General features: G+C 53.3%; 15 protein-coding genes and 1 rRNA gene. 8 read left to right on the top strand and 8 right to left on the bottom strand.

The genetic code is table 11. The features are described 5' to 3' along the window. Window positions 1–5 precede the first annotated feature (5 nt). Window positions 6–121, top strand: a 5S ribosomal RNA gene (gene rrf, locus SOM40_RS23215). An 88-nt stretch (window positions 122–209) separates the two neighbouring features. Here the strand turns inward: rrf and mobB are convergent. Both mobB and mobA read right to left on the bottom strand, forming a co-directional pair. Further along, the gene (mobB, locus tag SOM40_RS23210) at window positions 210–716 is read right to left on the bottom strand and encodes a molybdopterin-guanine dinucleotide biosynthesis protein MobB (RefSeq protein ID WP_320529768.1); all 507 of its coding nucleotides are present in this window, start codon (window positions 714–716) and stop codon (window positions 210–212) included. Further along, a complete protein-coding gene (gene mobA, locus SOM40_RS23205; protein WP_501050352.1) occupies window positions 713–1240 on the bottom strand; it encodes a molybdenum cofactor guanylyltransferase MobA in 528 nt (175 codons plus the stop codon). The genes mobB and mobA overlap by 4 nt, the downstream gene beginning before the upstream one ends. A 125-nt stretch (window positions 1241–1365) precedes the next feature. Between mobA and SOM40_RS23200 the strand changes: the two genes are divergently transcribed. The 3 genes from SOM40_RS23200 to dsbA all read left to right on the top strand — a co-directional run bounded on the left by SOM40_RS23200 (window position 1366) and on the right by dsbA (window position 3348). Further along, complete coding sequence (locus tag SOM40_RS23200; RefSeq protein ID WP_106995726.1) at window positions 1366–1635, top strand: YihD family protein; 270 nt, start codon at window positions 1366–1368, stop codon at window positions 1633–1635. 75 nt (window positions 1636–1710) lie between these two features. After that, window positions 1711–2697 carry a serine/threonine protein kinase gene (locus SOM40_RS23195; RefSeq protein ID WP_106995727.1) on the top strand — a complete coding sequence of 329 codons (987 nt, stop codon included), beginning with the start codon at window positions 1711–1713 and terminating at the stop codon, window positions 2695–2697. Window positions 2698–2724: 27 nt separating this feature from the next. Then, the gene (dsbA, locus tag SOM40_RS23190) at window positions 2725–3348 is read left to right on the top strand and encodes a thiol:disulfide interchange protein DsbA (protein WP_106995728.1); all 624 of its coding nucleotides are present in this window, start codon (window positions 2725–2727) and stop codon (window positions 3346–3348) included. 15 nt (window positions 3349–3363) lie between these two features. Here the strand turns inward: dsbA and yihG are convergent, their stop codons facing one another. Next, the gene (yihG, locus tag SOM40_RS23185; RefSeq protein WP_261645378.1) at window positions 3364–4272 is read right to left on the bottom strand and encodes a 1-acylglycerol-3-phosphate O-acyltransferase, YihG family; all 909 of its coding nucleotides are present in this window, start codon (window positions 4270–4272) and stop codon (window positions 3364–3366) included. A 436-nt stretch (window positions 4273–4708) separates the two neighbouring features. On the opposite strand from yihG, the gene polA reads away from it, so the two are divergent. Both polA and spfP read left to right on the top strand, forming a co-directional pair. Beyond that, window positions 4709–7501, top strand: coding sequence for a DNA polymerase I (gene polA / locus SOM40_RS23180; protein WP_261645379.1), 2793 nt, complete (start codon window positions 4709–4711; stop codon window positions 7499–7501). A 165-nt stretch (window positions 7502–7666) separates the two neighbouring features. Continuing rightward, a complete protein-coding gene (gene spfP, locus SOM40_RS23175) occupies window positions 7667–7714 on the top strand; it encodes a small protein SpfP (RefSeq protein WP_071892919.1) in 48 nt (15 codons plus the stop codon). Between the two features lie 100 nt (window positions 7715–7814). Here spfP and yihA read toward each other — a convergent pair whose 3' ends face one another. Then, a complete protein-coding gene (gene yihA / locus SOM40_RS23170; RefSeq protein WP_320529767.1) occupies window positions 7815–8441 on the bottom strand; it encodes a ribosome biogenesis GTP-binding protein YihA/YsxC in 627 nt (208 codons plus the stop codon). Between the two features lie 580 nt (window positions 8442–9021). Here yihA and yihI point away from each other — a divergent pair. Together yihI and hemN are read left to right on the top strand one after the other, a co-directional pair. Beyond that, window positions 9022–9540, top strand: a complete 519-nt coding sequence (gene yihI, locus SOM40_RS23165) for a Der GTPase-activating protein YihI (protein ID WP_320529766.1) — start codon at window positions 9022–9024, stop codon at window positions 9538–9540. 188 nt (window positions 9541–9728) lie between these two features. Next, window positions 9729–11102 (top strand): oxygen-independent coproporphyrinogen III oxidase, encoded by a 1374-nt coding sequence (hemN, locus tag SOM40_RS23160; protein WP_106995734.1) that lies wholly within the window; start codon window positions 9729–9731, stop codon window positions 11100–11102. Window positions 11103–11156: 54 nt separating this feature from the next. Here the strand turns inward: hemN and SOM40_RS23155 are convergent, their stop codons facing one another. From SOM40_RS23155 to glnA, 4 genes are all read right to left on the bottom strand, one after another. After that, window positions 11157–11279 carry a YshB family small membrane protein gene (locus SOM40_RS23155; RefSeq protein ID WP_146145546.1) on the bottom strand — a complete coding sequence of 41 codons (123 nt, stop codon included), beginning with the start codon at window positions 11277–11279 and terminating at the stop codon, window positions 11157–11159. Between the two features lie 98 nt (window positions 11280–11377). Then, window positions 11378–12790, bottom strand: a complete 1413-nt coding sequence (gene glnG, locus SOM40_RS23150) for a nitrogen regulation protein NR(I) (RefSeq protein ID WP_039032185.1) — start codon at window positions 12788–12790, stop codon at window positions 11378–11380. 11 nt (window positions 12791–12801) lie between these two features. Continuing rightward, window positions 12802–13851, bottom strand: a complete 1050-nt coding sequence (gene glnL, locus SOM40_RS23145; RefSeq protein ID WP_142487613.1) for a nitrogen regulation protein NR(II) — start codon at window positions 13849–13851, stop codon at window positions 12802–12804. 186 nt (window positions 13852–14037) lie between these two features. Then, a complete protein-coding gene (gene glnA / locus SOM40_RS23140) occupies window positions 14038–15447 on the bottom strand; it encodes a glutamate--ammonia ligase (RefSeq protein WP_262660826.1) in 1410 nt (469 codons plus the stop codon). Window positions 15448–15600 lie beyond the last annotated feature (153 nt).

Below are 15600 nucleotides of genomic sequence, written 5' to 3'. Positions count from 1 at the left end.
ATTTGCCTGGCGGCTGTAGCGCGGTGGTCCCACCTGACCCCATGCCGAACTCAGAAGTGAAACGCCGTAGCGCCGATGGTAGTGTGGGGTCTCCCCATGCGAGAGTAGGGAACTGCCAGGCATCAAATAAGCAAAAAGCCCATCCTCCCGGATGGGCTTTTTGCGTTGCGGCGGGGAAAATGCCGGATGGCGGCTGCGCCTTCCCCGGCCTACAACGTTTGTTTCCATTGCAGGATAAAATCAACCACGCCCTCCGCATCATTAATATCTAATACCGGTACCTGAAGCGACAGTGGAATATCACTGGCCACAGCGATGACATGCTCATCAAGTGTTAACTCATTGATATTATGCCCGGTATCGCTTCTGAACAGCAGGATCTTTGCCACCGGTTCATGCTTAAAACCTTCTACCAGCATCAGATCCAGCGTCGAATGATCCATCCGGCTGATGAGATAAGTCAGATCGATCTGCTCTTCGTCAGGCGTTTCGGTCATTAAAGCCCAACGCTGACTGCTGGCGACGATGGTTTGCGCCGCACCGGCCTTGCGCAGCTCGTAGCTGTCCTTCCCCGGAGTATCGATATCCATATTGTGGTGGGTATGTTTGATCAGCCCCGGGCGCACACCTCTGGCACAGAGTGCCGGGATAATCACTTTTAACAGCGTCGTTTTTCCCGTACCGCTCCAGGCGGCAATCGCTAAAACCGGTATCATTTGTGCCTCTGAACAGCTTGCATCTCTTCGAGGGTATTCATATTAATAAATGCCTGTTTCATATCGCTAAAATCAACGGAATGCCCGCCCGCCTGGCGCATAAAGACCATCACACGACGCTCGCCAGCGGCTAAGTAGTTCTTTAATACCGGCATCAGCTGGCGATGCATTAACGCAATAGTGGGATGATCGCGATCGCCATCATGTGCCCAGACTACAGGTGCCGATTCCCTGTTTTTTACCAGCCGCTCGGCCAGGCAATCCGGGATAAAGGGTGTATCGCAAGGACAGTACAGGAACCATTCCGCATCGCACTGCTGCATGACCGAAAGCATACCTGCCAGCGGCCCGGGGTAATTAGCCAGCAGATCCGCGTAAACGGGATACCCGCTTTCCTGATAAGTAGCAATATTGCGATTAGCACTCACTACGATTGTGCTGATCTGCTTATGCAGGGTTCGCGCAACGTGCTGCCATAACGGCAGGCCGTTCAGCTCCTGCAAGCCCTTATCTTTTCCACCCATACGGGACGCCTTGCCTCCGGCGAGTATCACACCGGTGATCCTGCATATCTGGCTCAACAATATCGCCTCTTTTCTTGTGGGTTTGACCCTGCTAACGTGTCACTATAAATGAAAGGAGTATTACCATGAAATGTAAACGTCTGAACGAAGTTATTGAACTCCTCCAGCCAGCCTGGCAGAAAGAGCCAGAACTTAACCTGATGCAATTCTTACAGAAACTGGCGCAGGAGTCAGGTTATGACGGTGAGCTGACCGACCTTTCTGACGACATTCTGATCTATCACCTGAAAATGCGTGATTCCGGTAAAGATGCGGTGATCCCGGGTATCCAGAAAGATTATGAAGAAGATTTCAAAACCGCTCTGCTGCGCGCGCGTGGCGTAATTAAAGAGTAAAAGCTTGTAAGAGGCGCCACCGTAAACGCCGTTAAATGATATCCTCAATCATTCGTATAATTTCCGGATGATCGGATGACCGACCAGGCTTTTACTTTCCAGACCTTACACCCGGATACCATTATGGATGCGCTGTTTGAACAGGGCATCCGGGTGGACTCAGGCCTGACTCCATTAAACAGCTATGAGAACCGCGTCTACCAGTTTCAGGACGAGGATCGCCGGCGCTTTGTGGTGAAATTTTATCGCCCGCAGCGCTGGTCAGCTGAACAAATTCAGGAAGAGCATCAGTTCGCACTCGACCTGGTGGCCGATGATGTTCCCGTCGCCGCTCCCCTTAAATTCAACGATCGGACGCTGCTGTCGCATCAGGGGTTCTATTTTGCTGTCTTTCCCAGTCTCGGTGGCCGGCAATTTGAAGCTGATAATATCGATCAGATGGAGTGGGTTGCCCGTTATTTAGGGCGTATTCATCAGACGGGTCAGAAAAGTGCCTTTACCGCGCGCCCTGCGATCAGTATTCAGGAATACTTGCTTGAACCGCGTCAGGTATTTGAAACATCCACGCTCATTCCTTCCGGGCTGAAAGCACAATTCCTGGCGGCAACAGATGGCTTAATTAACGCCATCATACCGCGCTGGGATAACAACGTAACCACGCTGCGCCTGCATGGTGATTGCCATGCCGGAAATATTCTCTGGCGTGATGGGCCGTTATTTGTCGATCTCGATGATGCACGAATGGGACCTGCCATTCAGGATCTCTGGATGCTGCTGAATGGCGATAAAGCCGAGCAGCGGATGCAGCTGGAGACCATTATCGAAGCCTATGAAGAGTTCAGTTCCTTTGATTCAGACGAAATTGCATTAATCGAACCTTTACGTGCCATGCGTTTTGTTTATTATCTTGCATGGTTAATCAGGCGTTGGGACGACCCCGCTTTCCCCAGAAACTTCCCGTGGCTTACCGGGGAAGATTACTGGCGTAACCAGATATCCACATTTATTGAACAGGTAAAGGTTCTGCAGGAACCCCCTTTGCAATTAACGCCCATGTATTAATCGAACACACCCAGGAGAGAGTTGATCATGAAAAAAATATGGCTGGCGCTGGCAGGTATGATTCTGGCTTTTAGCGCATCGGCTGCACAGTTCACCGATGGCAAGCAGTATATTACCCTCGACAAACCGGTTGCCGGAGAACCTCAGGTTCTTGAGTTCTTCTCATTCTATTGCCCGCACTGCTATGAGTTCGAGCAGGTTCTGCATGTTGCCGATAGCGTGAAGAAGAAACTGCCAGAAGGCACCAAAATGACCAAGTATCACGTTGAGTTTCTTGGCCCATTGGGCAAAGATCTGACTCAGGCATGGGCTGTTGCGATGGCGCTTGGTGTGGAAGATAAGATTACTGCACCGATGTTTGAAGCGGTTCAGAAAACACAGGCTGTACAAACCACGGCTGATATCCGTAAGGTCTTTGTTGATGCCGGTATTAAAGGTGAAGAATACGACGCAGCCTGGAATAGCTTCGTCGTGAAATCCCTGGTGGCCCAGCAGGAAAAAGCCGCTGCCGATCTGCAGCTGCGCGGCGTGCCTGCGATGTTTGTTAACGGCAAATATCAGCTGAATATGCAGGGTATGGATACCAGCAGCATGGACATCTTCGTCCAGCAATATGCTGATACCGTGAAATATCTGGTTGAGAAGAAGTAATAAAGAAAACGCCGGTCAATGACCGGCGTTTTTGTATTCCGCTTTAATATCGCTTATCTGCGCGTCTTTATCATTCCACAGCGTATTCAGCCAGAGCTGGAAACGTCGCTTGAAGTTCTTATCGCTGACATAGTCCCCGTGTAATTCTTCTGCCACAGGCACCAGATTAATACGTACTACGATCCGGGTTAACTTGCCGCTGAGCATATCGTAAAACGGTGTCTTATCGTTTTCGGGATAGCAGAGCGTGACGTCCAGTAATTTGTCGAACTGGTGTCCCAGTACGCTAAGCGCCATGGCGATCCCGGCTGCTTTTGGCGGCAGCAGGTTGGCATACGGCGAGCGGGTTTGCTGCTGCTTCTCTTCGGTAAAACGAGAACCTTCGACGAAATTGACGATGGTGGTGGGATGGGCGCGAAACTTCTCACACGAGCGGCGGGTCGTTTCGACATCCTTGCCGCGGCGCTCAGGATGGCGAATCAGATAGCTACGTGAATAGCGTTTCATGAAGGGCATATCCAGCGCCCAGCAGGCCAGACCAATAAAAGGCACCCAGGCGAGTTGCTGCTTAAGAAAGTATTTGTTCATCGGGATATGTTTGCGGAACAGCACGCATAACACCACAATATCGGCCCAGCTATGGTGGTTGCAGATAAGCAAATACCAGCTTTTCTTGTTCAGCCCTTCCAGACCCTGTACATCCCATTTCAGCTGCGGATTGAGACGCAGGAGTACCGCCAGGCCTTCACACCAGCAGTACATCATGAAGTTACAAAATGCAGAGACTGCACGCCAGACGGCCGGGATCGGTAAGAGCAGTTTAATTATTCCGGCGATAATGATCGGCACCGAACAGGCGATGGTGACCATAATCGTTAATGCGATACTCAACAAGAGTATTATCGCAGCCAGCAATTTAGACATGATGAATGTTTTCAGGTGGTTAGCTATAGTTAGCGCCTGATAAACAGACACCGGACGCTGATTTTACCAGAAAACATCCGAAGGAAGGCGCTTTAACCCGGCAGGAATTCTGATTTGCCTGTCTGGTGGCGAAAAATTCTGTGGCGCGGATCCGGCGTGGCTTATATCCACATGGAGTAAATTGTCATCAACCAGAAATATGAGATCGAGATCAAATAATAATATATTGATAATTAAAGATAATTATTATTGTGAAGATCGTTAGATAGCACATTTAGTCCAGGCCGCAGAAACTATTCACAAACTTATCCACAGATTTGATTTGCGAGCGATCCTCAGGATCGCAAAATCTTTGGCTGTAATGGCCGCGAAAAACTGATGTTTTCATCCTTCTGTGGCATCCTTTATCCATAAATTACTTAAAGGCACGGACATTATGGTTCAAATCCCCGAAAATCCGCTTATTCTCGTCGACGGTTCGTCTTACCTCTATCGGGCGTATCATGCGTTTCCTCCGCTGACTAACAGCGCGGGAGAGCCTACTGGCGCAATGTACGGCGTGCTGAATATGCTGCGTAGCTTGATCCTGCAGTATCAGCCGAGCCATGCCGCTGTAGTCTTCGATGCGAAAGGCAAAACTTTCCGGGATGAGCTGTTTGAACACTACAAATCCCATCGCCCGCCGATGCCGGACGATCTGCGTGCGCAGATTGAGCCTCTGCATAAAATGGTAAAAGCGATGGGGCTGCCCTTAATGGCCGTCTCTGGCGTGGAAGCGGACGATGTGATCGGTACCCTGGCGCGGGAAGCGGAGAAAATGGGCCGCCCGGTATTGATCAGTACCGGTGATAAAGACATGGCGCAGCTGGTTACGCCGGGGATCACCCTGATTAACACCATGACCAATACCATCCTCGGCCCGGAAGAGGTGGTGACTAAGTATGGCGTGCCGCCGGAACTGATCATCGACTTCCTTGCCCTGATGGGTGATTCCTCCGATAACATCCCGGGCGTGCCCGGCGTGGGCGAAAAGACGGCCCAGGCGCTGCTGCAGGGTCTGGGTGGGCTGGATACGCTCTATAGCGAGCAGGATAAAATTGCCGGGTTAACCTTCCGCGGTGCCAAAACCATGGCCGCCAAGCTTGAGCAAAACAAAGAGGTGGCCTACCTCTCCTATCAGCTGGCGACCATCAAAACCGACGTGGAGCTGGAGCTGACCTGCGAACAGCTTGAAGTGCAGCAACCTGCTGCCGAAGAGCTGTTGAGCCTGTTTAAACAGTATGAATTCAAACGCTGGATAACCGATCTTGAAGCGGGGAAATGGCTGCAGGCGAAAGGGGCAAGATCGGCGACCAAGCCAAAAGAGACGCTGGTAGTTGATGCAGAAGAAGAGCCGGAAGAAGAAGCCAGCATCCTCTCTTCTGAACACTACGAAACCATCCTCGACGAAGCGCAGCTGCAGGTCTGGATTGAAAAATTAAAGCAGGCCCCGGTATTCGCTTTTGATACCGAAACCGACAGTCTCGATAATGTCTCCGCCAATATGGTCGGCCTCTCCATTGCTACGGAACCTGGCGTTGCCGCCTATGTGCCGGTCGCTCACGACTATCTGGACGCCCCTGAGCAGATTTCCCGCGAGCGCGTGCTTGAGCTCCTCAAGCCGATCCTGGAAGACGATAAAGCCCTCAAGGTGGGGCAAAACCTGAAGTTCGACCGTGGCATCCTGCAGAACTACGGCATTGAACTGCAGGGCATCGCGTTCGATACCATGCTGGAGTCCTATATCCTCGATAGCGTTGCCGGTCGTCACGATATGGATTCACTCTCCGATCGCTGGCTGAAGCATAAAACCGTTACCTTTGAACAGATCGCGGGTAAGGGTAAGAATCAGCTGACGTTTAACCAGATCGCTCTGGAAGAGGCGGGACACTATGCGGCTGAAGATGCCGACGTCACGCTGCAACTGCATTTAAAGATGTGGCCAAAGCTGCAAAAAGACGCCGGGCCGCTAAACGTGTTCCAGAATATCGAGATGCCGCTGGTACCGGTCCTGTCCCGGATTGAGCGCAACGGCGTGAAGATCGACCCGGCAGTGCTGCATAAGCACTCGGAAGAGATTGCGTTGCGCCTGAACGAACTCGAGCAAAAAGCGCATGAGATTGCCGGCGAGCCGTTTAATCTCTCGTCCACCAAACAGTTGCAGACGATCCTGTTCGAAAAGCAGGGCATTAAGCCGCTGAAGAAAACCCCGGGCGGTGCGCCTTCCACCTCTGAAGAGGTGCTGGAGGAGCTGGCGCTGGACTATCCGCTGCCAAAAGTGATCCTGCAATACCGTGGGCTGGCCAAGCTGAAATCGACCTACACCGATAAGCTGCCGCTGATGATCAACCCGAAAACAGGTCGCGTGCATACTTCCTATCATCAGGCGGTAGCGGCTACCGGACGACTGTCCTCAACCGATCCTAACCTGCAAAATATTCCGGTACGTAATGAAGAGGGGCGTCGTATCCGTCAGGCGTTTATTGCGCCGCAGGACTACGTTATTGTCTCTGCTGACTATTCCCAGATTGAGCTGCGAATTATGGCGCACCTGTCGCGGGATAAAGGCCTGTTAACCGCCTTTGCGGAAGGGCAGGATATCCACCGGGCGACGGCGGCCGAAGTGTTTGGTATGTCCCTGGAGAGCGTGACCGGGGAACAACGTCGCAGTGCAAAAGCGATCAACTTTGGTCTGATCTACGGCATGAGCGCCTTCGGTCTCTCCCGTCAGCTCAATATCCCGCGTAAAGAGTCGCAGAAGTACATGGATCTCTATTTCGAACGCTATCCGGGCGTGCTGCAGTATATGGAGAGCACTCGCGCGCAGGCGAAAGAAAAAGGCTATGTCGAAACGCTGGACGGACGTCGCCTCTATCTGCCGGACATTAAATCCAGCAATGCAGCCCGCCGTGCCGGCGCTGAGCGTGCCGCAATCAACGCCCCGATGCAGGGAACGGCGGCGGATATCATTAAACGTGCAATGATCGCCGTCGATGCCTGGCTGGAGAAAGAGCAGCCACGGGTTCGCATGATCATGCAGGTACACGATGAACTGGTGTTTGAAGTGCACAAAGACGATCTGGAAGCGGTCTCGAAAAAGATCCATGAACTGATGGAAAACAGCGTGAAACTGGATGTGCCGTTGCTGGTGGAAGTGGGTAGCGGAGAAAACTGGGATCAGGCTCACTAACTCTTTATGGGATATGAACAGTTTCTGTAAGTAAGCAACATATCCATGAACGTTTTGTGATGATCATTAGAATTCCCTATGTAAAGAATGAAAAAAAACTACAAAAAGTGCTTTGTCTATAGTCTAAAAAAGGGTAGAGTTATTCGCGTAGGGTACAGAGGTAAGATGTTCTATCTTTCAGACCTTTTACTTCACGTAATCGGATTTGGCTGAATATTTTAGCCGCCCCAGTCAGTAATGACTGGGGCGTTTTTTATTGCGGCAAAGAAAAAATTCAGCGCAAAAAAAAGCGCGGACATCGCCGCGCTTATCATCACTCTTCCGCTTCTGTCGCGGGTACCAGCTCGCTGTACCAGCGATCCAGCTTCTCACGCAGTTTATCCACGCCGAGTTTCTTCAGTGAAGAGAAGGGTTCCACCTGGATGTCACCGTTGAACGCCAGCACCGCCTCACGCACCATATTCACCTGCGCTTTACGCGCCCCGCTGGCGAGCTTATCGGCTTTGGTCAGTAGCACCAGCACCTGGATCCCGCTTTCAACAGCCCAGTGGATCATCTGCTGATCAAGATCTTTAAGCGGATGACGGATATCCATCAGTACCACCAGACCTTTCAGGCACAGGCGTTTCTCCAGGTATTCACCCAGCGCGCGCTGCCATTTGATTTTCATCTCTTCCGGCACTTCGGCATAGCCATAGCCCGGCAGGTCAACCAGGCGCTTGCCCGGCGCAACTTCAAACAGGTTAATCAGCTGAGTACGGCCAGGCGTTTTAGAGATACGGGCCAGGCTTTTCTGATTGGTCAGGGTATTCAGAGCGCTGGATTTCCCCGCGTTGGACCGGCCAGCAAATGCCACTTCAAGACCCGTATCAGCGGGTAAATGGCGAATATCAGGCGCACTAAGTACAAAATGCGTCTGGTGATAATTCAGGTTGGTCACGTGGTTGTCTCCAGAAATTCGTAACGTTAGGGGGATTATACCTGAACAGAGAGAAAAGGCTTTTCCCATCGGCAACCTCGCTGTAAGTAAAAACCCTGTGCTTTGTAAGAGATCTGCCCTTTGTACTATGGGAGATTTAAGAAAAGTCGTAGGGTGTTAAAAAATCAAAACCATTAAAATCAGCCTATTAACGCTTAGTCTTAATCTGAAAGTCCCGCATAAGCCGTGTGGGTGGGTTGTAGGTTTAGCCTGGCAGCGTAAAGTAGCGTTCAACGGCGAGGATGCCGACAGGAAGCGGACTTAAGGATAAGGGTCAGGAGCGCCAGGAGGCGAAGACAAAGGACAGTCAGGAAGACGTACGCCTGGAGGCGTTGAAAAAGGAAAAGGACATATCACGGACGGTACCTGCTAACGGAAAAACAGGGTTAGTTGTCAGCAAACAGGGATTGTCAGACCCTTAACGGGTTGTGAGTCAGGAAAAAAGGCGACAGATTGCTCTGTCGCCTTTTTTCTTTGCTTGCTTTCTGCTAGATTTCGCCGCAATTCTATACTGAAGAAAACGAGTTAAAGACAAAACAACATGAAAAAACCGACCTCCGCTGCAGGCGCTAAACGTCCAGCAAAAGCACGCCGCAAAACGCGCGAAGAACTGAATCAGGAAGCGCGCGATCGCAAACGCGATAAAAAGCATCGTGGTCATGCCGCGGGCAGTCGCGCAAGCGGCAGCGGTGAATCGGGCGCGTCTGCGAAAAACAAGCAGCAGAAAGACCCGCGTATCGGCAGTAAAACACCTGTTCCATTAGGCGTGACCGATGTCCCGGTCACCAGGCAGCACAAACCCAAGAGCGAGAAACCTATGCTTTCACCGCAGGCTGAGCTGGATTTGCTGGAAAATGATGAGCGCCTGGACGCGCTGCTGGAACGTCTTGAAGAGGGTGAAACCCTGAATGCTGAAGAGCAGTCCTGGGTTGATGCCAAACTGGATCGCATTGATGAACTGATGCAGAAGCTCGGCCTCTCTTATGACGACGAAGAAGAGGAAGAGGAAGAAGAAGAGAAGCAGGATGACATGATGCGCCTGCTGAAAGGTGGAAACTAACATTTGCACCCGGCAGGCTTTATCGTCCTGCTTATAACCCTTCCGGTTATATGTTATCTGGTGTGGTTATTCGTTAAACTACGGCGGTTGTCGCGGCGACAGAAGTGGCTGCGCACCCGATTCATGGCCCGCACAGGGGCCAGAACGGGCCGCCGTATACGAACGCGACACCAACGGAAGGAGTGAACATGTCTGTACCAACTATCGACTGGGATCTGGCCCTGATCCAAAAATATAACTATTCCGGGCCGCGTTATACCTCTTATCCAACCGCGCTGGAGTTTTCCGACGCCTTCGGTGATAGCCAATTTCAGCAGGCGGTCGCGCGTTACCCTGACCGCCCGCTCTCTCTGTATGTTCATATCCCGTTCTGCCACAAGCTCTGCTACTTCTGCGGCTGCAATAAAATTGTCACCCGCCAGCAGCACAAAGCGGATCAGTATCTGGATGCGCTTGAGCAGGAGATCCTGCATCGCGCGCCGCAGTTTGCCGGTCGCCACGTCAGCCAGCTCCACTGGGGCGGTGGTACGCCGACCTACCTGAATAAAGCGCAAATTAGCCGCCTGATGAACCTGCTGCGGGATAACTTCCGTTTCGATGCGGATGCGGAAATCTCCATCGAAGTGGATCCGCGCGAAATCGAGCTGGATGTGCTCGATCACTTGCGTGGCGAAGGTTTTAACCGTCTGAGTATGGGCGTGCAGGACTTCAACAAAGAGGTCCAGCGTCTGGTCAACCGCGAGCAGGATGAAGAGTTTATCTTCGCCCTGTTGAATCACGCGCGGGAGATAGGTTTTACCTCTACCAATATCGACCTGATTTATGGCCTGCCGAAGCAGACGCCGGAAAGCTTTGCCTTCACGCTGAAGCGCGTGGCGGAGCTTAACCCGGATCGCCTGAGCGTCTTCAACTATGCCCACCTGCCGACGCTGTTTGCGGCCCAACGCAAAATCAAGGATGCCGACCTGCCTTCCGCCCAGCAAAAGCTGGATATCCTGCAGGAAACCATCACCTCACTGACCGAGACCGGCTACCAGTTTATCGGCATGGATCACTTTGCCCGCCCGGATGACGAGCTGGCCATTGCCCAGCGTGAGGGGGTTCTGCATCGTAATTTCCAGGGTTACACCACCCAGGGCGATACGGATCTGCTGGGGATGGGCGTTTCAGCCATCAGCATGATTGGCGACTGTTATGCGCAGAACCAGAAAGAGCTGAAGCACTATTATCAGCAGGTGGATGACACCGGTAACGCCCTGTGGCGCGGCATCGCCTTAACCCGCGACGACTGTATCCGCCGGGATGTGATTAAAGCGCTGATCTGTAACTTTCGCCTCGATTTCAGCGACATCGAAGCGCAGTGGGATCTGCAGTTTAGCGATTACTTTGTGGAAGACCTGAAGCTGCTGGCGCCACTGGCGAAGGATGGGCTGGTGGATGTTACGGAGAGGGCGATTGAGGTCACGCCAAAAGGGCGCCTGTTGATTCGTAATATCTGCATGTGCTTTGACGCCTACCTGCGTCAGAAAGCGCGCTTACAGCAGTTCTCACGCGTGATTTAAGGCGTACCGAATCGAGTAGGCCGGGTAAGGCGAAGCCGCCACCCGGCAAACCCTCTAGCTAAACAACCCCACCAGCGCTGCACACAGCACGGCTGCAATGGCCGCTTGTGGTGTATGTCCCGCTGCTGCGCTGGCTTCGACGCCGCCAGACAACATAGTTACGATAGATTCCAGCATGATGCTCCCTCGTTTTCCCGGGCAAGATCATACTTAACTCATCGGAACAGTAAAGCGCAAAATAACACCACTTTGTGCACTTTACACTGCGAGTAAAATCACTCCATTCCCAACTCTTTTAACTTCCGCGTCAGGGTATTACGACCCCAGCCGAGCAGGCGTGCCGCCTCTTGCTTGTGGCCCTGAGTATGGCGCAGCGCAGTGGTGAGCAGCGTACGTTCCATCTCGGGCTGTGCTTCGGAGAGCAGATTTTGATGACCGGAACGCAGGGCGCGATCGGCCCATTGTGCCAGCAGCGTGGCCCAGCTGTCGGGCAGGCTCTGCCCGGTGCTGCTTTCCGGAACATGGGTTTCGAAAAGCTCAGGCGGCAGATCCTGAATTAATACTTCCTGACCGGCGGCCATTACCGTCAACCAGCGACAGGTGTTTTCCAGCTGACGCACGTTGCCCGGCCAGGCGAGACGCGTTAAGGCGGCTTCGGTCTCCGGATGCAGCAGTTTGGCTTCAACCCCCAGTTCACGGGCAGCATCCTGCAGGAAATGCCGTGCCAGGCGCGGGATATCTTCCCGGCGCTCGCGCAGCGGCGGCAGGTGAACGCGAATGACGTTCAGGCGGTGGAACAAGTCCTCACGGAACTTTCCCTCCTGGACGCGCAGCTCGAGGTTCTGGTGGGTGGCGGCAATAATGCGCACATCGACTTTGACCGGCGCATAGCCGCCCACGCGGTAAAACTGACCGTCCGCCAGCACGCGCAGCAGTCGCGTCTGGACGTCGAGGGGCATATCGCCGATCTCATCCAGAAACAGCGTCCCGCCGTCGGCCTGCTCAAAGCGGCCCTGACGAATGGTGTTGGCGCCGGTAAAGGCCCCTTTTTCGTGACCAAACAGCTCGGACTCGATCAAATCCTTGGGGATCGCCGCCATATTCAGGGCGATAAACGGGGCTTTGGCGCGCGGGCTGTGGCGATGCAGGGCATGCGCGACCAGCTCTTTCCCGGTACCTGACTCGCCGTTAATCAGCACGCTGATGGACGAGCGTGACAGGCGACCGATGATGCGAAACACATCCTGCATCGCTGGCGCTTCGCCAATGATATCGGTGGTAGGGCCGAATACCGGGGCGTTACGCGGCTGCTGCTGTTCCTGATAGTGGCTGATGGCGCGCTCAACCAGCGCCACCGCCTCGTCAATATCGAACGGTTTTGGCAGGTAATCGAATGCCCCCTGCTGGTAGGCGCTAACGGCCGCATCCAGATCGGAGTGCGCGGTCATTATGATGACCGGCAGCATAGGGTGGCGTTGTTTGATCTGTTTTAACAACGCCAGACCGTCCATCCCCGGCATACGGATATCGGACAGCAGCACGTCCGGGGTTTTGGTGGTGAGGGCGTCAAGCACCTCGGCTCCACTTTCAAAAGCGGTGCAGCTCAATCCTGCTCCGGTAAGCGCCCGTTCAAGCACCCAGCGAATGGAGCTATCGTCATCAACTACCCAGACTATCCCTCGTTGCATAACCTAACCCTCTATTTCCTGATTGGCAGGTAAACCGAAAACTCGGTATGACCCGGCCAACTGGTAAATTCAATTTTGCCGGAGTGCTGATCTATCAAATTACGGGCAATCGATAAGCCAAGCCCGGTCCCGCCTTCACGGCCGCTGACCATCGGGTAAAACAGCGTGTCCTGTAAATGGGAAGGGATGCCCGGGCCGTTATCTTCCACGTCGATACGGGCCGCCAGACGGTAGCGCGTGCCGTGCAGGGTGAGCTGAAACGCGGTGCGGGTACGCAGGATAATTTCTCCGCCATCCGCCCCTAACGCCTGCAGGGCATTACGCACGATATTCAGTAATACCTGCTCAATCTGGTCGGGATCGTGCGGCAGTTCCGGCAGGCTGGGATCGTAATCCCGAATCAGCCTGACGTTATCCGGCAGCTCCATCGACACCAGTTTGACGACGCGCTCGGCCACTTTATGAATGCTCTCGGTGACGTGCATCCCGGGCTGTTGCGGACCTAACAGGCGATCCACCAGATTACGCAGACGATCGGCCTGCTCAATGATGACGTTGGTGTATTCCGCCAGCGCCGGATCGGGCAGGGCTTTGGTTAATAGCTGTGCCGCACCGCGCAGGCCACCGAGCGGATTTTTTATCTCATGGGCGAGGCCGCGCACCAGATCGCGGGCTGCAATCTGCTGGGCATGCTGGAGCTGCTCCTGACTCAGGCGACGCTGGTTATCCATCGGTGCCATCTCCAGCAGGATCAGGCCTTCCGGCAGCCGTTGCGCAGTCAGGGAGAGAATATGCGAGCGCCCGTCGATCACCAGCGTGACCTCGTTATCGGTAAAGCCTTGTCCCGCCTGCAGGCTCTCCTGCATCAGGCCAATATTCAGGGAAAAATAACTCAACAGCTCGGGCAGCGGCGCGCCAAAAAGCTTGCGTGAACTCTGGGCAAGCAGCTGCTGGGCCGCGGGATTGGCGTAATGCACCGCCAGATCGTCGTCGACCAGTAAGATGCTGTTGATAAGAGAATTGAGGATCTGCCCAGCATCGGGCAGCGTGCCAGTTGCCATTCAGCAGTCTCCTGGAGTTGGTTGCACTATTTTAGTGCAGTATAGTGTTTTTGCGGTAAAAAGCGCGTGAGATCAGCTTGTTGGTGGAGAAAAAAGCCCATCCGAAGATGGGCTGAAAAGTTTCCACGGCAACAAAAAACGGCTATCAATCTCGCGCGGAAAAGGCCGCGCGACAGGGATTGAAGATTAAACGCTGTAGTACAGTTCGAACTCAACCGGGTGTGGCGTCATGCGAACACGATCGTTCTCTTCCATACGCAGCGCGATGTAAGCATCGATCGCTTCGTCGGTGAACACGCCGCCAGCCGTCAGGAACTCACGGTCTGCGTTCAGTTCCTGCAGGGCTTCTTCCAGAGAGCCTGCAACCTGTGGGATCTCTTTCGCTTCTTCTGGCGGCAGATCGTACAGGTTTTTGTCCATCGCTTCGCCCGGATGGATCTTGTTCTTGATACCGTCCAGGCCCGCCATCAGCAGTGCTGCGAAGCACAGGTATGGGTTAGCCGCTGGATCCGGGAAGCGCACTTCGATACGACGCGCTTTTGGCGATGAAACCACCGGAATACGGATAGAAGCAGAACGGTTACGGGCAGAGTAGGCCAGCATTACCGGCGCTTCGTAGCCTGGGACCAGACGCTTGTAGGAGTTAGTGGTTGGGTTCGCCAGGGCGTTGATCGCTTTAGCGTGTTTGATAACACCACCGATGTAGTGCAGCGCCTGCTCGGACAGACCGGCATATTTGTCGCCAGCGAACAGGTTAGTACCGTTCTTGGACAGGGACATGTGGCAGTGCATACCGGAACCGTTGTCACCAAACATTGGTTTTGGCATGAAGGTCGCGGTTTTACCGAAACGGTGCGCAACGTTGTGCACAACGTATTTGTAGATCTGAATTTCGTCCGCTTTCTTGGTCATGGTGTTGAAACGGGTGGCGATTTCGTTCTGGCCAGCAGTTGCAACTTCATGGTGGTGCGCTTCAACAACCAGGCCCATCTCTTCCATGATCAGACACATGGTAGAACGGATGTCCTGTGAAGAGTCGACCGGTGGAACCGGGAAGTAACCGCCTTTAACCGCAGGACGGTGACCTTTGTTGCCGCCTTCGTATTTGGTGGAGGAGTTCCATGCGCCTTCGATATCATCGATAGCAACGTGAGAACCGGACGTGGTCGCACCAAAACGGATGTCGTCGAACAGGAAGAACTCTGGCTCTGGCCCGAACAGAACGGTGTCTGCGATGCCGGTGGAGCGCAGGTACTCTTCAGCGCGTTTAGCGATAGAGCGTGGGTCGCGGTCGTAGCCCTGCAGGGTGCCTGGCTCGAGGATATCGCAACGGATGATCAGGGTAGATTCTTCGAAGAACGGGTCAATGAGCGCAGTGGATGCGTCAGGCATCAGAACCATGTCAGATTCGTTAATACCTTTCCAGCCGCCAATCGAGGAGCCGTCAAACATTTTGCCTTCTTCGAAGAATTCGGCATTTACCTGATGAGCAGGAATTGTGACGTGCTGTTCTTTACCTTTGGTATCGGTGAAGCGCAGATCAACAAACTTCACTTCATGTTCGTTCAGCATCGTCAAAACGTGTTCAGCGGACATACTTAACTCTCCAGATTGGTCATTGTCGTCGTGGTAACGAAGTCTTCAAATTCTGTGTAAGGCAGGCGATGTTGCCCTTAGTTGCCGTATTTTTTATAAAGCGAAATCTGTGCCAACTTTTAAAACACCCCAAAAAGGCGCTATCATGCGCAC

This window comes from Leclercia sp. CFBP8987 (assembly GCF_034044995.2).
GTDB lineage: Bacteria > Pseudomonadota > Gammaproteobacteria > Enterobacterales > Enterobacteriaceae > Enterobacter > Enterobacter tamurae.
Note: the sequence above shows the minus strand (reverse complement) of the source record. Positions and strands in the feature narration are given on the sequence as shown.